This window comes from Solwaraspora sp. WMMA2059 (assembly GCF_027497315.1).
In the GTDB taxonomy this organism is placed as follows: domain Bacteria; phylum Actinomycetota; class Actinomycetes; order Mycobacteriales; family Micromonosporaceae; genus Micromonospora_E.
Map to the genome: position 1 here is coordinate 3,219,093 of NZ_CP114908.1, position 19,477 is coordinate 3,238,569.

Annotated in this window: 20 protein-coding genes; 7 read left to right on the forward strand and 13 right to left on the reverse strand. The window is 70.4% G+C overall.

What is annotated here, in order from left to right:
• Positions 1 to 768 (forward strand): TIGR03089 family protein, encoded by a 768-nt coding sequence (locus tag O7553_RS14620; RefSeq protein ID WP_281555337.1) that lies wholly within the window; start codon positions 1 to 3, stop codon positions 766 to 768.
• Positions 769 to 850: 82 nt separating this feature from the next.
• The gene (locus O7553_RS14625) at positions 851 to 1,657 is read left to right on the forward strand and encodes a metal-dependent hydrolase (RefSeq protein ID WP_281555338.1); all 807 of its coding nucleotides are present in this window, start codon (positions 851 to 853) and stop codon (positions 1,655 to 1,657) included.
• A 9-nt stretch (positions 1,658 to 1,666) separates the two neighbouring features.
• Here O7553_RS14625 and O7553_RS14630 read toward each other — a convergent pair whose 3' ends face one another.
• Together O7553_RS14630 and O7553_RS14635 are read right to left on the reverse strand one after the other, a co-directional pair.
• Positions 1,667 to 2,260, reverse strand: a complete 594-nt coding sequence (locus O7553_RS14630) for a nucleotidyltransferase family protein (protein WP_281555608.1) — start codon at positions 2,258 to 2,260, stop codon at positions 1,667 to 1,669.
• A 134-nt stretch (positions 2,261 to 2,394) separates the two neighbouring features.
• On the reverse strand, positions 2,395 to 4,062 hold the full coding sequence (locus tag O7553_RS14635; RefSeq protein ID WP_281555339.1) for a bifunctional 3'-5' exonuclease/DNA polymerase: 1,668 nt from the start codon (positions 4,060 to 4,062) through the stop codon (positions 2,395 to 2,397).
• Positions 4,063 to 4,369: 307 nt separating this feature from the next.
• Here O7553_RS14635 and O7553_RS14640 point away from each other — a divergent pair, with 307 nt between their 5' ends.
• Complete coding sequence (locus O7553_RS14640) at positions 4,370 to 4,618, forward strand: hypothetical protein (RefSeq protein ID WP_281555340.1); 249 nt, start codon at positions 4,370 to 4,372, stop codon at positions 4,616 to 4,618.
• Between the two features lie 27 nt (positions 4,619 to 4,645).
• Here the strand turns inward: O7553_RS14640 and O7553_RS14645 are convergent, their stop codons facing one another.
• The 4 genes from O7553_RS14645 to O7553_RS14660 all read right to left on the reverse strand — a co-directional run bounded on the left by O7553_RS14645 (position 4,646) and on the right by O7553_RS14660 (position 9,030).
• A complete protein-coding gene (locus O7553_RS14645; RefSeq protein WP_348650114.1) occupies positions 4,646 to 5,449 on the reverse strand; it encodes a carbohydrate ABC transporter permease in 804 nt (267 codons plus the stop codon).
• A gap of 184 nt (positions 5,450 to 5,633) precedes the next feature.
• Entirely contained in the window at positions 5,634 to 6,575 is a 942-nt protein-coding gene (locus tag O7553_RS14650) for a sugar ABC transporter permease (RefSeq protein ID WP_281555341.1), read from the reverse strand.
• A gap of 43 nt (positions 6,576 to 6,618) precedes the next feature.
• Entirely contained in the window at positions 6,619 to 8,067 is a 1,449-nt protein-coding gene (gene ngcE / locus O7553_RS14655; RefSeq protein WP_281555342.1) for an N-acetylglucosamine/diacetylchitobiose ABC transporter substrate-binding protein, read from the reverse strand.
• Between the two features lie 12 nt (positions 8,068 to 8,079).
• Positions 8,080 to 9,030: a MurR/RpiR family transcriptional regulator gene (locus O7553_RS14660; protein ID WP_281555343.1), complete on the reverse strand. Its 951-nt coding sequence runs from the start codon at positions 9,028 to 9,030 to the stop codon at positions 8,080 to 8,082.
• A 180-nt stretch (positions 9,031 to 9,210) separates the two neighbouring features.
• On the opposite strand from O7553_RS14660, the gene O7553_RS14665 reads away from it, so the two are divergent.
• The 3 genes from O7553_RS14665 (at position 9,211) to O7553_RS14675 (ending at position 11,660) form a co-directional block, all read left to right on the forward strand.
• The gene (locus O7553_RS14665) at positions 9,211 to 10,383 is read left to right on the forward strand and encodes an alpha/beta fold hydrolase (protein WP_281555344.1); all 1,173 of its coding nucleotides are present in this window, start codon (positions 9,211 to 9,213) and stop codon (positions 10,381 to 10,383) included.
• A gap of 258 nt (positions 10,384 to 10,641) precedes the next feature.
• Entirely contained in the window at positions 10,642 to 11,469 is an 828-nt protein-coding gene (locus O7553_RS14670; protein WP_281555345.1) for a DUF5753 domain-containing protein, read from the forward strand.
• Positions 11,466 to 11,660: a DUF397 domain-containing protein gene (locus O7553_RS14675; protein WP_281555346.1), complete on the forward strand. Its 195-nt coding sequence runs from the start codon at positions 11,466 to 11,468 to the stop codon at positions 11,658 to 11,660. The genes O7553_RS14670 and O7553_RS14675 overlap by 4 nt, the downstream gene beginning before the upstream one ends.
• 406 nt (positions 11,661 to 12,066) lie before the next feature.
• Here the strand turns inward: O7553_RS14675 and O7553_RS14680 are convergent, their stop codons facing one another.
• The 7 genes from O7553_RS14680 to murD form a co-directional block, all read right to left on the reverse strand.
• Positions 12,067 to 12,381, reverse strand: coding sequence for a hypothetical protein (locus O7553_RS14680; protein WP_281555347.1), 315 nt, complete (start codon positions 12,379 to 12,381; stop codon positions 12,067 to 12,069).
• 187 nt (positions 12,382 to 12,568) lie between these two features.
• Complete coding sequence (locus O7553_RS14685; RefSeq protein ID WP_281555348.1) at positions 12,569 to 13,135, reverse strand: Uma2 family endonuclease; 567 nt, start codon at positions 13,133 to 13,135, stop codon at positions 12,569 to 12,571.
• 73 nt (positions 13,136 to 13,208) lie between these two features.
• Entirely contained in the window at positions 13,209 to 14,711 is a 1,503-nt protein-coding gene (locus tag O7553_RS14690; protein WP_281555349.1) for a CoA-acylating methylmalonate-semialdehyde dehydrogenase, read from the reverse strand.
• Entirely contained in the window at positions 14,708 to 16,024 is a 1,317-nt protein-coding gene (locus O7553_RS14695) for an aminotransferase class III-fold pyridoxal phosphate-dependent enzyme (protein WP_281555350.1), read from the reverse strand. Before O7553_RS14695 ends, O7553_RS14690 begins: the two co-directional genes overlap by 4 nt.
• Before the next feature lie 143 nt (positions 16,025 to 16,167).
• Positions 16,168 to 16,407, reverse strand: a complete 240-nt coding sequence (locus tag O7553_RS14700; protein WP_281555351.1) for a hypothetical protein — start codon at positions 16,405 to 16,407, stop codon at positions 16,168 to 16,170.
• Positions 16,408 to 16,482: 75 nt separating this feature from the next.
• A complete protein-coding gene (locus O7553_RS14705; RefSeq protein ID WP_281555352.1) occupies positions 16,483 to 16,632 on the reverse strand; it encodes a hypothetical protein in 150 nt (49 codons plus the stop codon).
• Complete coding sequence (gene murD / locus O7553_RS14710) at positions 16,629 to 17,990, reverse strand: UDP-N-acetylmuramoyl-L-alanine--D-glutamate ligase (protein ID WP_281555353.1); 1,362 nt, start codon at positions 17,988 to 17,990, stop codon at positions 16,629 to 16,631. The genes O7553_RS14705 and murD overlap by 4 nt, the downstream gene beginning before the upstream one ends.
• A 98-nt stretch (positions 17,991 to 18,088) precedes the next feature.
• On the opposite strand from murD, the gene O7553_RS14715 reads away from it, so the two are divergent.
• Positions 18,089 to 19,444 (forward strand): hypothetical protein, encoded by a 1,356-nt coding sequence (locus tag O7553_RS14715; RefSeq protein WP_281555354.1) that lies wholly within the window; start codon positions 18,089 to 18,091, stop codon positions 19,442 to 19,444.
• The last annotated feature ends 33 nt before the right edge of the window (positions 19,445 to 19,477 follow it).

The following is a 19,477-nucleotide window of genomic DNA, read 5'->3' on the forward strand; positions in this document are numbered from 1 at the left end:
ATGGACGCCTCCGCCCTCGCCAGCGCGCCCGGCCTGGGCATCTACCCGGGCGACCCGAAAACGCCCCTGCTGACCTGCTATGACGACGCCACCGGCGAGCGGACCGAACTCTCCGCGACCGCCCTTGGTGCCTGGGCGGCCCGGACCGCGGCGGTGCTGCGCGACGGCTGCGGGCTGGTCACCGGCGACCGGGCGGCGATCCTCCTGCCGCCGCACTGGCAGACCGCCGCCGTTCTGCTGGGTGCCTGGTCGATCGGGGTGTCGGTGTCGATCCGGCTGGCCGCCACCGCCGGCCTGCCGGTGATCGAGCCGGGTGGCGACGAACCGTTGGACGCGGTGTTCGCCGCCCGCGGCCGGATCGACGACTGGTTGGAGGACGTGCCCGGGGCGCGGCACCGGTTCATGCTCGACATCGGTGCCCGGGCCGCAGCGGGCACCCCGCCACCGGAGGGCTACCGGGACTTCCTCACCGAGGCGTGCCGGTACCCCGGTCAGCCACCGGCGTACGGGCTGGTCCGGCCGGGTGATCTGGCCAGCGTGGACGGGATCAGCTACGCCGAGTGGGGTTCGCTGGCGCTGGAGATCGCCGCGCAGCAGGACGTCACCGCCGGCGACCGGGTGATGGTCGACGGCGGCCAGCACGAACACCCGCTGTTCTGGCTGCTCGCGCCGCTCGCCGTCGGCGCGAGTGTGGTGCTCTGCGTCAACCTGGACCCGGACCGGCTCGACCCCAGGGTGGACAGCGAAGGCGTCACCCGGGTGCTCTGACCGCCGTACCGGTGTGGACGGTGCCCCGACCATCTGACAGAGTTGCCTCCGCCGAGAAGTTGACCTTGGAGGAAGCTCGACCATGATGGGTCCGTCCCACGCGCTGTCCGGTGCCACCGTGTGGCTCGCCGGTTCCTGGGCGCTCGACCAGTTCGCCGGCTACGAGCAGTCGCCACTGATGATCGCGGTCGGCACCGCCGTCTGCGCCGGCGGCGCGCTCTTCCCGGACCTGGACCTGTCCGGCAAGGTCACCCGCAACCAGGGCGGCGCCACCGTCGCCCGGACCTTCGGGGTGGCGTCGCTGTTCGTCGCCGAGGTCATCGAGAAGATCTCCCTCGGCGTCTACCACGCGACGAAGCTCAGCAAGGATCCGAACCGCAAGAACGGGCACCGGACCCTCACCCACACCATTCCATTCACCGTGCTGGTCGGTTGGGGCACCACCGCGCTGTGCGCCGCGTACGGCAAGTGGGCGGTGATCGCCATCCTGTTCTTCATGATCGGCCTGGCGTTGCGGGGGCTGTTCGACGAGTGGGCCAAACGCGCCGGCTGGGTGATCGTCACCCTGCTGTCGCTCGGCGCCGCCTACTTCACCTACCTGCACCTGCCCGGTGACCGGGGCTACCCGATGCTCGGCCTGGCGATGGGGGTCGGCTGCTTCGTGCACATCCTCGGTGACCTGATCACCCGGGCCGGCGTACCGATCCTGTGGCCGATCCCGATCGGCCGGCGCATGTGGCGGATGTTCGGCCCGCCGGACCGGTACTCCATCAGGGCCGGCAGCAAGTTCGAAGTGGTCGTGCTCCGCGGTGTGTTCAGCGTCGTGTCGGTGCTGGCCATCATCGGGCTGGCCATCCCGGCGGTGCACCGGCACTTCACCGCCAGCTGAGCCCTCGGGTCACGCCGGGGTGCGCTGCACCGGCACCGCCAGCCCCCACGCCGCCACCGACTCCGGGGTGTCCACCAACCCACCTTCGGCGACCCCGTCGCAGGAGATGTCGATCACCTCGCCGGTGTGCGCCAGCAGGTACGGCCGGGCACCGCCGTCGGCGTTGGCCAGGGTCGCGATCGCCGCCCAGTGCCGTCGGCCGAACACCATCGGGTAGCTGCGCGTGCCGGCATAGGTGGCGCAGACCAGCACCTCCGGGTACGGCAGCGCGGCCACCCGGCGCAGCGCGTCAGCGGTGATCCCCGGCATGTTGACCGGGAACACCACCACCGCCTCCGCGTCGCTGTCCTTCAGCGCGTCCAGCCCGACCCGCAGCGACGAGCCGAGCCCGGTCCCCCAGGCCCGGTTGACCACCACGGTGGCGCCGGTCAGGTCGGCGGTGTCGCGCACCTGGTCGGCGGCGGCGCCGAGGACCACCACGACCGGATCACAGCCGGTCTCCCCCACGATCCGCAACGCCCGCTCGACCAGCAGTTGGTCGCCGCGGTACAGCAGGGCCTCCGGCCCGCCGATCCGCCGACCCCCGCCAGCCGCGATGATCATCCCCGCGATCCGACTCAGCTGAGCCACCCCCGCAACGTCTGCCCGGCCGGTCCAGCCCGGCCGGCGGTCACAGCGCCCGCCAAACGCTGCCCGATCCGATGGAACGCACAACGGGCCCAACGATCAGGTGGCGATCAGGTGGCGTCCGCGTAGCAGGTGACGGTGGACACCTCGAGCGGCACCCGGACCGGGGTGTCGCCGAACAGCACCGTGGTGGCCCGGCCGGCGCATTCCCGCACGGCGTCGGCGACCGCCGCCGCCTGCGTCGCCGGGCAGTGCACCACCACCTCATCGTGTTGGAAGAAGACCAGCTCGGCGGCGGTACCGGCGATCGCCTGGCGGACGGTGGCCAGCAGGACCAGTGCCCACTCGGCGGCGGTCGCCTGGGCGACGAAGTTGCGGGTGAACCGCCCCCGGGCCGGGGTGCCGACGTCGGACGGTGGACAGGTCCGGCCGAGCCAGGAACGCACCAGACCACCGGTCTCCCCGGTCCGGGCCGCCGCCTCCAGGTACTCGAATGCGACCGGGTAGCTGCGGCGCAGCACGGCGAGGGCCGGCACGGCGGCACCGCCGGTCTGCCCGTACATGGCACCGAGCAACGCGACCTTCGCCCGGGCCCGGTCACCGCCGAACGAGTCGCGGGCCAGCGCGGCGTACAGGTCACCGGCGCCGCCAGCCGCGGCCAACCGGCGGTCACCGGACATCGCGGCGAGCACGCGGGGCTCCAGCTGGGCGGCGTCGGCCACCACGAAGCACCAGCCGGGATCGGCGACCACCGCCCGGCGGACCGCCTTGGGGATCTGCAACGCCCCGCCGCCCCGGGTGGCCCACCGGCCGGACACCACCCCGCCCGGCACGTACTCGGGGCGGAACCGGCCGTCGCGGACCCAGGCCTGCCGCCACGCCCAGCCGTGCGCGGTCCAGATCCGGTGCAGTTCCTTGTACTCGATGAGCAGCGGGACGGCGGGGTGGTCCACGCCGCGCAGCACCCAGGCCCGGGTGTTCGGCAGGCTGATCCCGACCCGGGCGAAGGCCCGCAGCACCTCGGCCGGTGAGTCGGCGTGCAGTTGCCGGACTCCGAACGCGGCGGCGATCCGAACGGCGAGGTCGGCCAGCCGGCGCGGCGGCCCGCCGACCGGCGACGGTGCGCCGAGCAGCTCGGTGAGCAGTGCGTCGTGCAGGTCGGCCCGTAACGGCAGCCCGGCGGCACCCATTTCGGCGGCGACCAACGCGCCGGCCGACTCGGCGGCGACCAGCAACCGGAACCGGTCCGGCCGGGCGGTGCCCGCGATGCGGCGCTGCTGGTCGGCGTACACCCGGGTGAGCGCGTCGATCGGGTCGGCGACCGTCGTCGGGGCCGGCACGCCGTCGAACAGCGCGGTCTGACCGTGCCCGGGTGGCGCGGCACCCGGCGCGGGCGGGTCGGGTGGCACCGGTGCGCCGGTCAGCCGGGCGTACGCGGCGGCGAGTGACCGGGGCTCGCCCCAGCGTCCGTCGTAGCCGAGCAACAGCGCCTCGGTCAGCTCGACGTCATGGCACCGATCGATCCGTACGCCGACCCGCAGCATGGCCGGGTAGATCGCCGCAGTGGTCGCCCACAGCCAGCGCGGCTCGGGCACCGGACGCGCCGCCGGTGCCTGCGATGGCGACGGCCCGGCCGCCGGATGCTGCGACGGTGGTGGCCGGTCGGCGGCCGCCGCCAGGTCGGGCACGGCCTCGACCGGGCCGGCGGGTCGCCCGTCGGCGTGCAGCAGCCGCCGCGCGCCGCCGCCGCCCGGACCCGCCGCCACCGCCACCAGCACCCGACCATTGTTGCCCCGGCGTACGACAACATCGGCCCTGGTCGTGGGTGCGACGGCCGCCGGCCCGGCAGTCCCCGCGCCTGCCGGGCCGGAGGCAGGTGCTCTCCAGGTCTGATGCATGTGTGGCATCGCAATGCCACACATGCATCAGACCCGCGAACCCCAGGTGGGCAACCGTGCCGGCGGGCAATGGTCAGGATCACGTCAAGAACGCAGAAATGCGTATGTCGAGAACCTAGTGAAACATTTCTCAGGGTCAATCAGCCGGTTAGATTCGAGATCCGCCTCAATCACCGGGAGGACGATTATGAAAGCACTACGCCGTACCCTCGTCGCGTTCAGCGCAATCATCGCCGTCATGTTGCCGGCGAATGCCGCCGAGGCGGCGGTGAGCAACTACATGTGCAACCCGATCGGCGGGGTCCTGTACCAGACGAACTGGTGGTATGCCAGCAGCTGGACGTTCTACTTCGCGGTGCCCGCGTCGACCACCTATCTGTTGTCGCCGCCGCGCACCGGGGGCGCGCACATGGTCGACGTCATATACGTGCACTGACCACCACCGGCGGCCTGGAGGCGTCGCCTACTTGGAGACGCTGCCGGTGAGGCCGGACTGCACCTGCCGCTGGAAGACGATGTAGACCAGCAGCACCGGCAGCATCGCCATGGTCACCCCGGCGAACAGGCCCGACCAGTCGGACTTGTAGCCCTGGTTCACCGACAGGTCGATCAGGCCCTGGGCGATCACCTGGTTCTTCGCCTCGCCGCCGTTGGGCTGCATCAGCAGGTACGGCAGGTACCACTGGTTCCACTGGCCGATCACGTTGAAGATGCCGATGCTGATCAGCCCGGGTTTCGACATCGGCAACATCACCCGGAAGAACAGTGTGCTGTGCGAGGCGCCGTCCACCATCGCCGCCTCGGCGACCGTGGTCGGCAGCGTCTTGAAGAACGAGTGCATGAAGAAGACCGTGAACGCCAGCGACCAGGCCACGTAGACGAGGATCAGCATCACGTGGCTGTTGGGGCCGAGCAGTGGGATGAACACGCCGGTGTTGTAGACACCCTTGTACAACGGCACCGCGGCCATGAACACCGGCAGGGTCAGCCCGGACAGGAACATGTAGTAGATGACCCGGTTGCCGGGGAACTCGTACCGGGCCAGCACGTAGGCGGCCATCGAACCGAGCAGCATGGTCAGGAAGACCCCGCCGCCGACGATGAGGATGGTGTTGACGAAGAAGTCGCCGATGCCGCCGTCGACCCAGGCCCGGGCGAAGTTCTCCCAGTGCAGCTGGTCCGGGATCAGCGACAGCGGCTCCCGGATGATCTGCGCGTCGTCCTTGAACGACGACATCACCACCCACAGCAGCGGCAGCACCACCATCGCGCCCCAGATCAGCAGGAACAGGTGGGAGAAGCCGTTGAAGAAGGAGTCGCTGACCGCGCCGGCCCGCCGGGGCGGCCGCGCCCGGGCGGTACGCCGACCGTCGGCGGTCTTCGACGGCGGTGGCGGCGGGCTGGCCGCGCTGGTCGGTGGGTTGGTGACAGTACTCATCGCGCGGCCCTCCCTAGAATTCGATCCGCTCACGGCGGGTGATCCGCAACTGCATCGCGGCGAGCAGCAGCGTGAAGATGGCCAGCGCGACACCGATCGCGCAGGCGTAGCCGAACTGGCCCTTGTTGAAGGCGGTGAAGTTGATGACCGACGCGAACACCTCACTGGCGTGGTCGGGGCCGCCCTGGTTGGGGGTCATCACGAAGACCAGCGCGTACATGTCCAGGGCGATGAAGCCGAGGTAGACCCAGGCGACCGAGATGCTGTCGCGCAGCAGCGGCAGGGTGATCCGCAGGAAGCTGGTCACCCGGCTGGCCCCGTCGAGCATCGCCGCCTCGAAGATGTCCTTCGGGATCGACTGCATGGCGGCGGAGAACAGCACCATGTAGAAGCCGACCCCGCCCCAGACGGCGATCAGCAGCAGCCACCACAGCACCGCCGGTACGCCGAGGAACGGCGTCGGGTCGGAGACGAACTTCAGCGGCTGCTCCGCGTCGACCAGACCGATCCTGATCAGGATGCCGTTGAGCAGCCCCTGGCTGTCGCCCCGGTAGATGGCGCCCCACATGATGGCGACCAGCACCAGGGACAGCACCTGCGGGAAGAAGAAGATCACCTTGTAGACGCCGGAGCCGCGGACGCCCCGCACGCCGGCCCTGTCCCCACGCCCGCCCACGTTGAGCAGGAAAGCAAGGAACAGGGCCAGCGCGATGGTGAACAACGGCAGGGTGACCAGGAAGAAGACGTTGTGCCAGAACGCCGTACGGATCAGCTCGTCGCCGAACATCTGGACGTAGTTGGCCAGCCCGACGAACTCCTGGGTGTCGGAGTAGCCGCCCCAGTTGGTCAGCGAGTAGCCGGCCGCCTGGGCGTACGGCCAGACGACGTAGAACACGTACAGCGCCACCGGCAGTGCCAGGAAGCCCGTCACGAACCGGGCCTTTCCGTGCTGCATCGTCAGGTCACCTTCTGCTCGGTCGGGTCAGCGGAGCGACGACTCAGGAGCGGGTGAACTTGTTCACCGCGTCGTCCGCCGCGATCTCGTCGGCCGCCTGCTGCAGGGTGTCCTGGAACTCCTTGGCGGTCATCCGACCGGCCATCAGCTCACCGATCGCGTTCTGCTCCACCTTGTCCAGGTCGGCGTACCAGTCGGGGTGACGAAACGACACCAGGTCGCCGGGGGCGTTGCTCATCAGCTCGTTGGCCGAGGTCAGCGCGGTGGAGGTGGTGACGTTGTCACCGGAGCCCTTCACCGAGGCGAGCGAGCTGGTCAGCTCGGCGAACTTGCCGGCGCCCTCCTTGGAGAGCATGGCCCGCAGGAACTCCATGCCGCCGGGGGCGTTGGCGGCCTTCTTCGGCACGATCCAGCCTTCGCCGGAGCCGGCCTGCACGGTGCCGTACGGGGCGGCGTCGTCGGCGCCGACGCTCCACACCGGGGCGATCTTCATCTGGAAGCCGCTGGGGATGGTGGCCCGCATCTCGTTCTCCAGCCAGGTGCCGCAGGGCAGGAACGCCGCCTTGCCGTCCAGCCAGGCCTGCTGCGACTCGGTGTGGGTCAGGGTGTCGCTGCCGGTGAGGGTGTAGCCGTCGGCGACCATCTTCTCGACGGCGCTCATCGCGGCGGTGACCGCGTCGGTCTGCCAGGCGCCTTCGGTCAGGTTGTCGATGTCGACGACCGCCTGCCGGCCACCGGCCAGCCAGATCCAGGTCATGATCGGCCAGCGCATGTAGTACGGGTACTTGCCGGCGAAGGCGAACGGCGCGACACCGGCCGCCTTGATCTTCGGCGCGAGGGTGAAGAACTCGTCGAAGCTGGTCGGCACCGCCCACCCGTTGCGGTCGAACAACGCCTGGTCGAACCAGAGACCGAACACCGTGTACGCGTAGTTGAGCTGGAAGAACTCGCCGTCGAACGTACCGTCGTCGACGGTGCCGGGCAGCAGCGTGTCGCGGACCTTGACGGCCGGGTCGTCCCAGCTCGGCGCGTCCAGCAGCGGGGTCAGCTCGGTGAGCGCGCCCTCGTTGATCAGGGTGTCGATCGCCATCAGGTCGGCACCCGAGTTGTTGATCAGGTCGGCCGGGGTGGTGGAGAACTTCGGCTGCTGCTCGGTCTTGATCTTCTGGGTGGAGCTGAGGTTGACGGTGACGCTGTCGTGCTTGGCCACGAAGAGCGTCTTGTCGAACTCGGGGTACTCGTCACCGAGGCCGCCGTTGAACACGACGACGTCGACGCTGCTGTCGTCGGCGACACCGAACGGGTTGTCGGCGCTCTTGGTGCCGGTCTCCGTACCCGTGCCGGGGTCGCTGCCGGCACAGGCGGAGAGCAGGCCGGCCGCCGGACCAGCCAGCAGCCCGGCGGCGGCCGCGCGGCGCAGCAGGGTCCGCCGACGCACCGAGGCGCCGGCGACGGCGGACGGGATCCGCACGGAATCGGGGTAGATCGACATGATGTGTGCTCCTCAGCTGGAGGTTTCGGCGGGGCGGATCGTGATCCGGTCGACGGCCTTGTGACCGTCGACGGCTCGGGCGGTGCGGCGGAACGCCGCGTGCGCACGGTCGTGGGTCCGCTGCGCGACGGCGACGTAGAGCAGGTCGAGGACGACGAGTTGCGGGTGCCGGGCGGAGAGCGCGTCCGGTCGGAAGGTGGTCGCCTGGGGGGCGGTGAGCAGGACGATGTCGGCCAGGTCGGCCAGGGTGGAGCGGGGGAAACTGGTCAGCGCGACGGTGGTCGCGCCGTGACTGCCGGCCTCGGCGACCATCTCGATGGTCTCCCGGGTCTGGCCGGTGTGCGAGATACCGAGGGCCACATCGCCGTCGCGCATCAGCGCCGCGCTGGCCAGGCCGTTGTGCAGGTCGGTCCAGGCCCAGGCCGGTACGCCGATGCGGTGCAGGCTGAACTGCATCTCCTCGCCGACCAGGGCGCTGCCGCTGGCGCCGAAGATGTTGACCCGGCTGGCGGCGGCGACCGCGTCGGCGGCCTGCTCCACCTGGATGAGGTCGAGCAGGGCGGCGGTGTCGTGCATGGCCTGGGTGTCGGCGGCCATGATCTGGCCGAGCACCCGGTCGAGCGGGTCGCCGGGCTGGATCTCCCGGCCGATGTCGACGGTCCAGCCGGCGGCGCGGGCCCGGCCGGTCTCGGCGGCGATGCCGAGCCGCAGGTCGGCGTAGCCGTCGAAGCCGAGTGCCCGGCAGAACCGGGTGACCGTCGCCGGCGACGTACCGCTGCGTTCGGCCAGCTCGACGATGGTGGCGCGGGCGGCCGCGGCCGGGTCGGTCAACACCTGGTCGGCGACCCGGCGCAGCGCACCGGTGAACTCGGTGAGCCGGATCCGGGCGAGCACCGTGTCGGCCGGCCCCGGGGCGTCGACCACCGCGGTCCCCGCGGGGATCTCCACCTCGCTGTCAGCCATCGGCGCCAACCTTTCGGGAAGGACTGTTAACTGTTAGTGGTAAAAGTTCTTACTAACACCCCCTCCGTGTCAAGACCGTGGGTGAAGTTTTCAAACCGTTACCGGCTGGGAGCGCTACTACCTGGCCAAACCCCTCGATCACGATCAGGACCGCGGCATCGATGCCGCTATGCTCCGGCGGTGGCACACGCACGACTCCGCTTCGGCCAGTACGAGTTGGACCTGGAACACAGGCAACTACGCCACCGGGGCCAGCAGATCCTGTTGGAGCCGCGAGCCGTCGAGTTGCTGTGTCACCTCGCCGCTCACCGGGACCGGCTGGTCACCAGGCAGGAACTGCTGGACACGCTCTGGTCCGGCCAGCACGTCACCGAGTCCGTCTTCGCCTCGACCCTGCGCGCCGTCCGTCACTCGGTCCGCGAGACCGGCGGCCATCAGGAGGTCATCCGCACCGTCCACCGGCGCGGCTACCAGTTCGTCGCCGACGTCACCCCGGTCGCCGCCCCCAAGGACTACGACACGGTCCGGTTTTGCCAGACCAGGGACGGCGCCCGGCTCGCCTACACCGTCAGAGGCGCCGGTCCCCCGCTGATCTCCACCGCCAACTGGCTGACCCACCTCGGCCTGGACCGACGCGATCCGATGTGGATACACTGGTACCGGGACCTGATGCGCGACAGCCGGCGAGGGCTACGCTACGACGAGCGGGGCTGCGGGCTGTCCGACTGGTGCCCGCCGTCGGCCTCACCGCAGGTGTGGGTCGAGGACCTCGACACCGTCGCCGACGCCGCCGGATATGACACCTTCGCGATCATCGGTACGGCCCAGGCCGCCGCCACCGCGATCGCCTACGCGGCGCTGCGCCCGGACCGGGTCACCCGGATGGTCCTGATCAGCAGCCACGCCCGGGGCCGGCTGGCCCGCGCCCGCACCGAGCTGGACCGCCGGGTCGCCGACGTCGACCTGGACCTGGCCACGGTCGCCTGGCAGTCCGCCGACCCGAGCTTCCTGCGCGCCTACGCCGCCCAGTTCCTGCCCAACGCCACCCCGGCCGAGTTGGACGCGTACATCGCCTTCACCCGACGCACCACGTCACTGGAGAACCTGGTCCGCTTCTTCCAGATGATCACTACAATGGACGTGTTCCCGCTGGCGGGACAGGTCCGCTGCCCCACGCTGATCCTGCACGCCCGAAACGACCCCCGGGTCCCCGCCTCGGACGCCACGGAACTCGCCGCGCTGATCGACGACAGCCGGTTGGTTCTGCTCGACAGCGCCAACCACCTGTTCACCGCGGCCGAACCCGCCTGGGCCGAGCTGATCCGCCACGTCGACGACTTCCTCGACGGCTGATCCTCACCCGCCCGACGCCCGGGCGGTACACGCCCGCTTCCAACCCGGCCAGCCGAGTCAGCAGAACGGCCGCCAGCCGTCCGCCCCGGTCCACCCTGGTGGCGGACCACATCCTCCGCCCGCTTACGGCAAACTCGATGGTGGACGCCGACCCGTGACGGCTCTGACGTGCGAGTTCGGCGGCTAACCCGGCCCGGTGTTTCATTTTGAAACATCGGCATGGGTGGTGTGTGTGTCGGATGAGAGGAAGGTGAAGCGATGCCGGTCACCGGACCGACTGTGGTGCGCCGTCAGCTGGGGCGACGGCTGCGCCGACTGCGGGAGGAGTCGTCCCGCACCGAGCAGGAGGTGGAGCGGGCGAAGGTCTGTTCGCGTACGACGTTGTGGCGCATCGAGAACGGCAAGTTCCCGGTCAAGATGAACACGGTACGGGGTCTGTGCTGGTTCTACGGTGCGGACCCGGAGACGACGGACGCGTTGACCCGGCTCGCCGGAGCGTGTGACGAGCACGGCTGGTGGGAGTCGCACGGCGACGCCGTACCGGACTGGTTCCGCTTGTACCTCGGCCTCGAAGCCGCCGCCACCGAGATCCAGCTCTATGACCCGGAGCTGATCCACGGTCTACTCCAGACGCCTGACTACATGCGAGCGGTGTTCCGGGCCGCCGACCGGCAGGCGTCGGAGCAGCAGATCGAACGGCTGGTGTCGCTGCGGCTGGATCGGCAGATTTCCTACTACGACCGGGCCGAGCCGGCCCGGATCGTTGCCGTCTTCGGTGCTGGTGCCCTGGCCCGTGAGGTCGGCGGCCCGGCTGTGATGGCCGAGCAACGCGCCCACTTGGCCAGCGTCGGTCGACGGGTCCGGGTGGAGGTGCGGGTTCTCCCCTGGTCCGCCGGTGCCCACGCCGCAATGGTCAGCCCGTTCATCCTGCTCGACTTCGCCGACCCCGACGACCCCGACATCGCCTACGTCGAGTCCCATATGGGCGCTCGCTACCTGGAGCGCCCGGAAGAGTTGGCCGAGTACCGTCGGATCTTCCGAGAGGTCCGCGAGCAGTCGATCCCGATCGAGGAGCACCTGCGATGAAGCCCGACACCCCCTGGTTCACCTCCAGCCGCAGCGGCGGCAACGGCGGAGCATGCGTCGAGGCACGCCGGCACGCCGGGCGCGCCGAGGTACGCGACAGCAAGGACCGCACCGGCCCTACCCTCACCTTCAGCACCGCCCGGTGGGGCACCTTCACCACCGCCCTGCAGACCGGCACCCTCCCCCACTGACCCACCTCACGGCGGTGGGGGGCACCTCGGTACCCGAGGTGCCCCCCACCGCCGTGCCCCCGCCTCAACGAAGGACAGCCCCCGAGGGAGCTGCGACATCACCCCGGTGGTCGGCGGGCGTGTCCAGGTCCTCGCCGCCTCAATGAAGGGGCAGCTCCCGAGGGAGCTGCGACTGGGTCGAAGTTCTACCCCTTCTGACCTGCGGCGGAGCCACCGGTCCGCGAAGGGTCCGTCAACGGAGAGCTTCAGGATGCCCCCAGGGCCGCCTTCGTCCACTACAGAACAGGTATCAAGTAGGGGAAACAGGTCCGCGAAAGGGTCCGCGCTCACGGCCGTCACGACGGAGCCTTCGCGGCTGGGCTACGGAATCGCCAGTCCGTGGTCAACGATCGGCAGCCACCGCCGATCACATCGAGACCGGCTGGCGCTTCCACGGAGCGTACCGGGGTGGCCGGACCCGAAGGATTCCGTACCCTGGTTGATCATGCTCGGTCAGTGCGGCCAGCAGCCGCACGGTCGCCGCCAGACAGGTTCCCGCGCGACCCGACGTCACTACCGATCGACGCAGGGCCAGGACGACCCCCTCGACCGCCGTCAGCTGACCACGCTGCGGGGCGTCGCGCCAGTCCCGGGCGACGCTGAGCCGGGCCGCGACGTCGCGGACGGCCGTTCCCGGGTCGGGATACCGCTGCTGTACGGCCAGCGGCAGTGGGTCGATCATGGTGAGTGGGTCGCCGTCGTCGACCGGATCGGATGGTCTCCGATGGGCGGCGCAATCGGCAGCACCGCTGCCAGCCACGCGACGCCTTCGGCGACCGTGCGCGCCCCGCTGGCAGCCATCCGAATCGCCCTTCACATCAGGCTCATGATGACCTCATGCTATCGACCATAGTCAAGAAACTTGATCTTCAAAGCTGGCCGAGATCGACCTCGACGGAGAAGGGCGCGGTCAGCTTCACGAGGCCGGTAAAGATCTCGTCGTCGCGATAGCGGCCCGTTGCCGGGTCGAGCACGTACGTGTAAACGATGGGCGCGCCAGTGACTGCCTGTTCTACACGCCAGTAGAACTGAATACCAGCCTGTGCGTACTGACTTGCCTTGACGATCCGGTCGGTTGTCTCCGATCCGGGAGAGACCACCTCGACCACGAGAAGCACATGCTCGGGTCGGGTCGGCGTGACGTCGATGGTGTCCGCTCGGTAGACCGTCACATCCGGGCGGCGGTTGTTCAGCGGCACGTCCTGTAGCCGGAGATCAAAGTCAGTATCCGCGTTCCAATCAGGCCCTGCCGCGACGTCCAAAGCGTTCGCCATAAGCCTGGCGAGGCGGTTGTGCCGCTTGGAGGCGCTCGGACTCACGAGGACCATCCCATCCACGATCTCGATACCCGCGCACTGCTCTTCTGTCCACGTCGCGTATTGCTCGGCCGTGACCTGCTCATGCATCCAGTCCGGCGCGACCATTTCTACAGTCATACACATCTCCTGAATGACGATCGGCTACCAGCACCAAGATACCGTGGCTCCGGACAACTCACCGAACGACCGGTCAGGTCTGGGTGGGGAAGCCGAGGTTGACGCCGCCGTGGCGGGGGTCGAGCCAGCGGCTGGTCACCACCTTGCCCCGGGTGAAGAAGTGCACCCCGTCGCGGCCGTGGGCGTGGCTGTCGCCGAACAGCGACGACTTCCAGCCGCCGAACGAGTAGTACGCCATCGGCACCGGGATCGGCACGTTGATACCGACCATCCCGACCTCCACCTCGTGCTGGAAGCGCCGGGCGGCACCGCCGTCGTTGGTGAAGATCGCCGTACCGTTGCCGTAGGGGTTGGCGTTGACCAGCTCCAACGCGGCGTCGTACGAGTCGACCCGCAGCACCGACAGCACCGGGCCGAAGATCTCGTCGGTGTAGACCGACATCTCCGGCGTCACCTGGTCCAGCAGGGTCGGGCCGAGCCAGAAACCGGCGGCGTCGCCGTCGACCGGCACGCCCCGGCCGTCGACGACGATCTTCGCTCCGTCTGCGGCACCGGCGGCCACGTACCCGGCAACCCGGTCCCGGTGCGCGGCGGTGATCAGCGGACCCATGTCGCAGCCGGGCCGGCGGCCGTCCCCGGTACGGATCTTCCCGAGCCGTTCGACGATCCGGGCGACCAGGTCGTCGCCGACCGGCTCCACCGCCACCAGGGCGGAGATCGCCATGCACCGCTCCCCCGCCGAGCCGAAGCCGGCGTTGACCGCCGCGTCGGCGGCCAGGTCGAGGTCGGCGTCGGGCAGCACCACCATGTGGTTCTTCGCCCCGCCGAGGGCCTGGACCCGTTTGCCGGCGGCGGTGCCCCGGGTGTAGACGTGCCGGGCCACCGGGGTGGAGCCGACGAACGACACCGCCCGTACGCCCGGATGGTCCAGCAACGCGTCGACGGCCTCACGGTCGCCGTGCACCACATTGCAGACCCCGGGCGGCAGGCCCGCCTCGGTGAACCACTGCGCGAGCAGCACCGCCGCCGACGGGTCCTTCTCGGACGGTTTGACCACGACCGCGTTGCCGCAGGCGACGGCGATCGGCACGAACCACAGCGGCACCATCGCCGGGAAGTTGAACGGCGAGATCACCGCGACCACGCCGAGCGGCTGGCGCAGACTGTACGAGTCGACCTCGGTGGAGACGTTCTCACTGAAGCCGCCGGTCAGCAGCGAGGGGATGCCGCAGGCGTACTCGACGACCTCCAGGCCGCGTTGCACCTCGCCGGCGGCGTCGGCGAGGACCTTGCCGTGTTCGGCGGTGATGACCGCGGCCAGTTCGTCGCGCCGGGCGTTGATGATCTCCCGGAAGGCGAACAGCACGCTGGTGCGCCGCGACAGCGACACGTCCCGCCAGTCGCGGGCGGCCCGCGCCGCGACCTGCACGACGTCGTCGACCTGCGCTGCCGTGGCGAACCCGACGGTGGCGGCGACCTGCCCGGTCGCCGGGTCGAACACCTCACCGTGCCGTCCGTCGCCGCCGGCTTCCCCAGTGGTACGGGCACCGTCGACGAAATGCGGGATCCGGTTCACGCCGCAGCTCCTTCCACAACCGAGGCCGACACCGACGCGATCGCGTCGACCAGGATGCTCAACCCTTCCCGGGCCTCGTCGTCGGTGATCGTCAACGGTGGGCCCATCCGCAGCACGTTGCCGTACAGGCCGCCCTTGCCGACCAGCAGGCCGCCCGCCCGGCAGGCCTCGAACACCGCGGTGGTCGCCGCCGGGTCCGGGTCGCGGGTGCCGGGGCGGACGAACTCGACGGCCAGCATCAGGCCCTTGCCGCGTACCTCACCGACGATCGGATGCGCGGCGGCGGCCCCGGTCAGCCCGGTACGCAGCAGGTCGCCGGTGCGGGCGGCGTTGGCCTGCAGGTCATGGTCGCGCAGGTAGTCGAGGACGGCGACCCCGGCGGCCGTACTGACCGGGTTGCCGCCGAAGGTGGAGAACGAGATCGCCGGCACGCAGTTGAGCACGTCGGCGCGGCCGACGACGCCGGCCAGGGCGAAGCCGTTGCCGATGCCCTTGGCGAAGGTGAGCAGGTCCGGCACGACGCCGTGCGCCTGGTAGCCCCAGAAGTGCTCGCCGGTACGCCCCCAGCCGGTCTGCACCTCGTCGGAGATCAGCAGGATGCCGGACTCGTCGAGGACCTTCTTCCATTCGCCGAGCAGCCCGTCGGGGCCGTGCACGAAGCCGCCGACGCCCTGGATTGGTTCGGCGATCAGGCAGGCGACGTCGCCGGCGGTCTGGGTGGCCAGCACCTCGCGCAGGTCCTCGACGGCGGCGTCGAGCTGGGCGTCGGCGCCGAGCCGGGCCAGCAGGCCGCGCAGCCGGTCACCGGAGTGCAGCCAGGCGACCTGCAGCGGGTTGAGCGCGCTCGCCGACCAGCTGCGGTGCCCGGTGATGCCCATCGTGGCGTACGACCGGCCGTGGTAGCTGTTGCGCACGGCCAGGATCTGATGCGACCGGCGGTAGTTGGTGGCGGCCAGCAGGGCCGCCTCGTTGGCTTCGGTGCCGGAGTTGGTGAAGAAGACCCGGGCGTCGGCGATGCCGGACAGCGCGGCGATCCGTTCGGCCAGCTCCACCTGGTGGCGGATCAGGTAGAGGGTGGAGGTGTGCACCACGCCGGTGGCGAGCTGACGCTGCACCGCTTCGCGGATCTCCGGAATGTCGTAGCCGATCATGTTGGTCAGCACGCCGCCGAAGAAATCGAGGTAGCTGCGGCCGTCGGCGGTGGTGACCCGTCGGCCGGAGCCGGCGACGATTTCCAGTGGTTCGGCGTAGTAGAGCGGCATCCAGTCGGGCATCACGGCCCGGTGCCGGGTGAGCAGGTCGTCGGCGGTCATCTGCGGCACCACGCTCCCTGGGTCGTCGATGGGAGCACCTTCCCACCGGGACCGGACAAGGAGCAACTGCCATCGTGTAGCGGCCGGCCCGGCTCGGCCTGACACTGCGTCGCCCGACGGCCCCGGACGGCCTGCGCGGGTTGTCAGTTGTCCGAGGTGGTCGCTCCCGTCTCCGCCCCCGCCTGCGCCTGCGGGTCGCCGGAGCGTTGCCGCGACGAGCGCACCCACAGCCACACACCGGTCAGGCCACTCGTCACCGCAGCGACGGCGACCACCGCCTCCACCACCAACGGGAAGTCGCTGAACGGGGACATCCGCTGCATCACCAGCCCGGCGAAGGCGACGGCGAACAGCAGACAGGCGATTACCCGGTCACGAATCATGCCGTCCTATATAGCACCCGACGCGAAATTCAGCCGGTCCGGCCCACCTGTTACCAGGGAATGCACCGGTTGGCTTCAGCCGTTGCGGGCCGCGGCCGCCAGGAACTCGGCCACCGCCCCGTCGGTCAGGTCGTCGCGCAGCAGCTCGTCGGCCAGCGCCGGACCGATGGTGAACGACGGCACGCCGGCCGCTGCCAGCCGTACCGGCGCGTGCCGCTGCCTCACCCGGCCGGATGAGGAGCGGGGACCGGGGCGGTGTCACACACGGCGGCGGCGAAGACTTCCGAGCGGTGTTCGAAGTTGCGGAAGTGTCCGTAGCTGGGCGCGGCCGGGGACAGCAGCACCACCCCGCCGTCGGGGGTCAGCTCGCGGGCCAGCGCGACCGCCGTCGGGAGGTCGTCGGCCCGTGCGGTCCGCACCCCGGGCAGCCCGGCCAGGGTGTCGAGGATCCGGGGACCGCTGTCCGGTACGCCGATCACCGTCAACTCACACTCGGCGAGGTGCTCGCGCAGCGGCGTGTAGTCCAGCCCTCGGTCGGTGCCGCCGACGATCACGGTCAACGGGCGGCCGGCGTACGCGTCGATCGCGTGCATCGCCGAGTACGGGCTGGTGGAGATGCTGTCGTCGACGAAGGTCAGCCCGGAGGGGTCGGCGATCTCGGCGAGCCGGTGCGGCAGGCCGGCGAAGCCGGCGACCGCGTCGGCGACCGCGTCCCGGTCGGCGACGCAGTCGACGCCGAGTGCTTCGAGCACCGCCAACGCCACGCAGAGGTTGCTCTCGTTGTGCCGGCCGGCCAGCGGCAGCACCGCTCGGGCGAACAGCGGCTCGGCCCGCCGGTGCAGGTACGGCCGACCGTCCGGGCCGGGTGCGACGTGGTAGCCGTCGGGCAGTCCGGCGGCGGTCGCCTCCTCGTTGAGCAGCCGCCGGGTCAGCCTCGGATCCGTACCGTTGTAAATGATCGTTTCCGGACCGTGCGCGATGATGTTGAGCTTGTCGGAGTAGTAGCGTTCCTCGCTGCCGTGCGAGTCCAGGTGCTCGGGGAACAGCGAGGTCAGCACGGCGGTCCGGGGCGAGTCGGTCAGGTCGCTGCACTGGTACGAGGAGAGCTCCAGCACGTACAGGTCGGCCTCGGGCATCGCCAGTAGCGGTACGCCGATGTTGCCGCCGAACGCGTTGCGCCGACCCAGCGCGGTCAGCAGGTGGCTGATCAGGCTGGACGTGGTGGACTTGCCCTTGCTGCCGGTGACACCGACGGTCCGGGCGGCGTGATCGGCCATCCACAGCGCGGTGCCGCCGGTGATCGGCACACCGCGTCGGCGCAGCTCGATCACCCACGGGTGGGTCTGCGGCACACCTGGTGAGCGGACCACGACGTCGGCGGCGGCCAGCCGGGCGAAGCCGTCCTCGCCGGTGAACAGCGGCGCGCTGCCGCTGTCCCAGTCCGCCGGGGCGGCCGTCGCGCTGTCGTCGACGGCGACCAGCGTCGCCGGGGACTGGGCGGTGATCGCGGTCACCGCGGCCCGTCCCTCGCGGCCGGTTCCCCACACCGCGACGGTACGGCCGCGCAGGTCAGCCAGGCGCACCGGTCATCTCCTCCACGAGCCAGCATGTCATCGGGCGCCGGGTCAGGGGCCCGAACCGGGACTAGTATGTCTGGTCGGTGATCAGTGAGGAGGCACGGGTGACCCGTGACGAGCTAGGACGATTCACCACGTTCACCTTTCCCACGCTGGAGTTCGACCCGGCGATCGGAGTAGCCGAGCTGGGCTACGCACTCACCGGCGACGACGGCGCGGAGCTGACCTTCGTCGAGCGGATCACCTTCCCGATGCCCGACGGCGCCCCGCCGCCGAGCGGACCCGGGTCGACGGTGCGCCGGGTCCTGGAGTTGCTGCACCTGGTCGCCGGGGTCAGCTACTACAAGGCGGCGGCACCGGCGCGGCTGGTGGTGCCGGCGCCGCTGGGGCCGGAGGCGGTCGCGCTGGTCACCGCCGTCTACACCAAGGGCCTGGCCGAGTACGCGTACCGCAACGCCCTGCCGCACGTGCTCGACCTCGCCCCGGTCGTGCCGGACGGGGTGCCGAGCGCGCCGACGCCGGTGGACACCGCCGACCGGCGGCCGTTGTCGGCGGTCGGCGGCGGCAAGGATTCGATCGTCACCCTGGAGGCGCTGCGCCGGGCGGGCTTCGATCCGGTGCCGTTCTCGGTCAACCCCAACCCGGTGATCGTCGCGGTCAACGCGGCCTCCGGGTTGCCGGCGCTGGCCGCCCGCCGGGCGTTGGACCCGCGGCTGTTCGACCTCAACGCGGCCGGGGCGTACAACGGCCACATCCCGGTGACCGCGATCAACTCGCTGATCGCGGTCGGTACGGCGGTCCTGCACGGCCTCGGCCCGGTGGTGATGTCCAACGAACGCTCCGCGTCCGACCCGAACCTGATCTGGAACGGACACGAGATCAACCATCAGTGGTCCAAGGGTGTCGAGGCCGAAGGGCTGCTGCGGGCCGCCCTGCAGGGCCACGCCGGGCTGACCGAGCCGTACTTCTCGCTGCTGCGGACCCTGTCCGAGCTGCACATCGCGAAGCTGTACGCCCGCTCGACCGGCTACGACCCGGTGGTGACCAGCTGCAACGCGGCGTTCAAGTTGCGGGACCGCAGTGAACGCTGGTGCGGGGCGTGCCCGAAGTGCCGGTTCGTGTTCCTGGCGTTCGCACCGTTCATGGCGCGTGACCGACTGGTCGGCATCTTCGGCGTCGACCTGCTCGCCGACCCGGCCCAGCTGGCCGGCTACCGGGAGCTGCTCGGCCTCGACGGGCACAAGCCGTTCGAGTGTGTCGGTGAGATCGAGGAGTCCCTCGTCGCGTTGCGGATGCTCGCCGGGTCGCCGCAGTGGCGCGACGCCCCGCTGGTACGGGAGCTGATGGCGGCGGTGCCGGAACAGGCCTGGCCGGCGGTCGACGCCTCCGACGTACTGCTGCCCGGTGGGCCGCACCACGTGCCGGCGGCGTACGCGAAGGTCCTCAGCGCGTTGGCCTGAGATCCGGTTCGGGGCGGAGCCGGACGTGCGATG

Coding starts and splice junctions, on each gene's coding strand:
- O7553_RS14650 (WP_281555341.1), bottom strand. CDS start 6,575: ATGCAGCACGGAAAGGCCCGGTTCGTGACGGGCTTCCTGGCACTGCCG.
- O7553_RS14680 (WP_281555347.1), bottom strand. CDS start 12,381: ATGATCGACCCACTGCCGCTGGCCGTACAGCAGCGGTATCCCGACCCG.
- O7553_RS14695 (WP_281555350.1), bottom strand. CDS start 16,024: ATGACCGCCGACGACCTGCTCACCCGGCACCGGGCCGTGATGCCCGAC.
- O7553_RS14660 (WP_281555343.1), bottom strand. CDS start 9,030: ATGGCTGACAGCGAGGTGGAGATCCCCGCGGGGACCGCGGTGGTCGAC.
- O7553_RS14685 (WP_281555348.1), bottom strand. CDS start 13,135: ATGACTGTAGAAATGGTCGCGCCGGACTGGATGCATGAGCAGGTCACG.
- O7553_RS14675 (WP_281555346.1), top strand. CDS start 11,466: ATGAAGCCCGACACCCCCTGGTTCACCTCCAGCCGCAGCGGCGGCAAC.
- O7553_RS14670 (WP_281555345.1), top strand. CDS start 10,642: ATGCCGGTCACCGGACCGACTGTGGTGCGCCGTCAGCTGGGGCGACGG.
- O7553_RS14620 (WP_281555337.1), top strand. CDS start 1: ATGGACGCCTCCGCCCTCGCCAGCGCGCCCGGCCTGGGCATCTACCCG.
- ngcE (WP_281555342.1), bottom strand. CDS start 8,067: ATGTCGATCTACCCCGATTCCGTGCGGATCCCGTCCGCCGTCGCCGGC.
- O7553_RS14640 (WP_281555340.1), top strand. CDS start 4,370: ATGAAAGCACTACGCCGTACCCTCGTCGCGTTCAGCGCAATCATCGCC.
- O7553_RS14645 (WP_348650114.1), bottom strand. CDS start 5,449: ATGGTGGTGCTGCCGCTGCTGTGGGTGGTGATGTCGTCGTTCAAGGAC.
- O7553_RS14625 (WP_281555338.1), top strand. CDS start 851: ATGATGGGTCCGTCCCACGCGCTGTCCGGTGCCACCGTGTGGCTCGCC.
- O7553_RS14630 (WP_281555608.1), bottom strand. CDS start 2,260: ATGATCATCGCGGCTGGCGGGGGTCGGCGGATCGGCGGGCCGGAGGCC.
- O7553_RS14700 (WP_281555351.1), bottom strand. CDS start 16,407: ATGATTCGTGACCGGGTAATCGCCTGTCTGCTGTTCGCCGTCGCCTTC.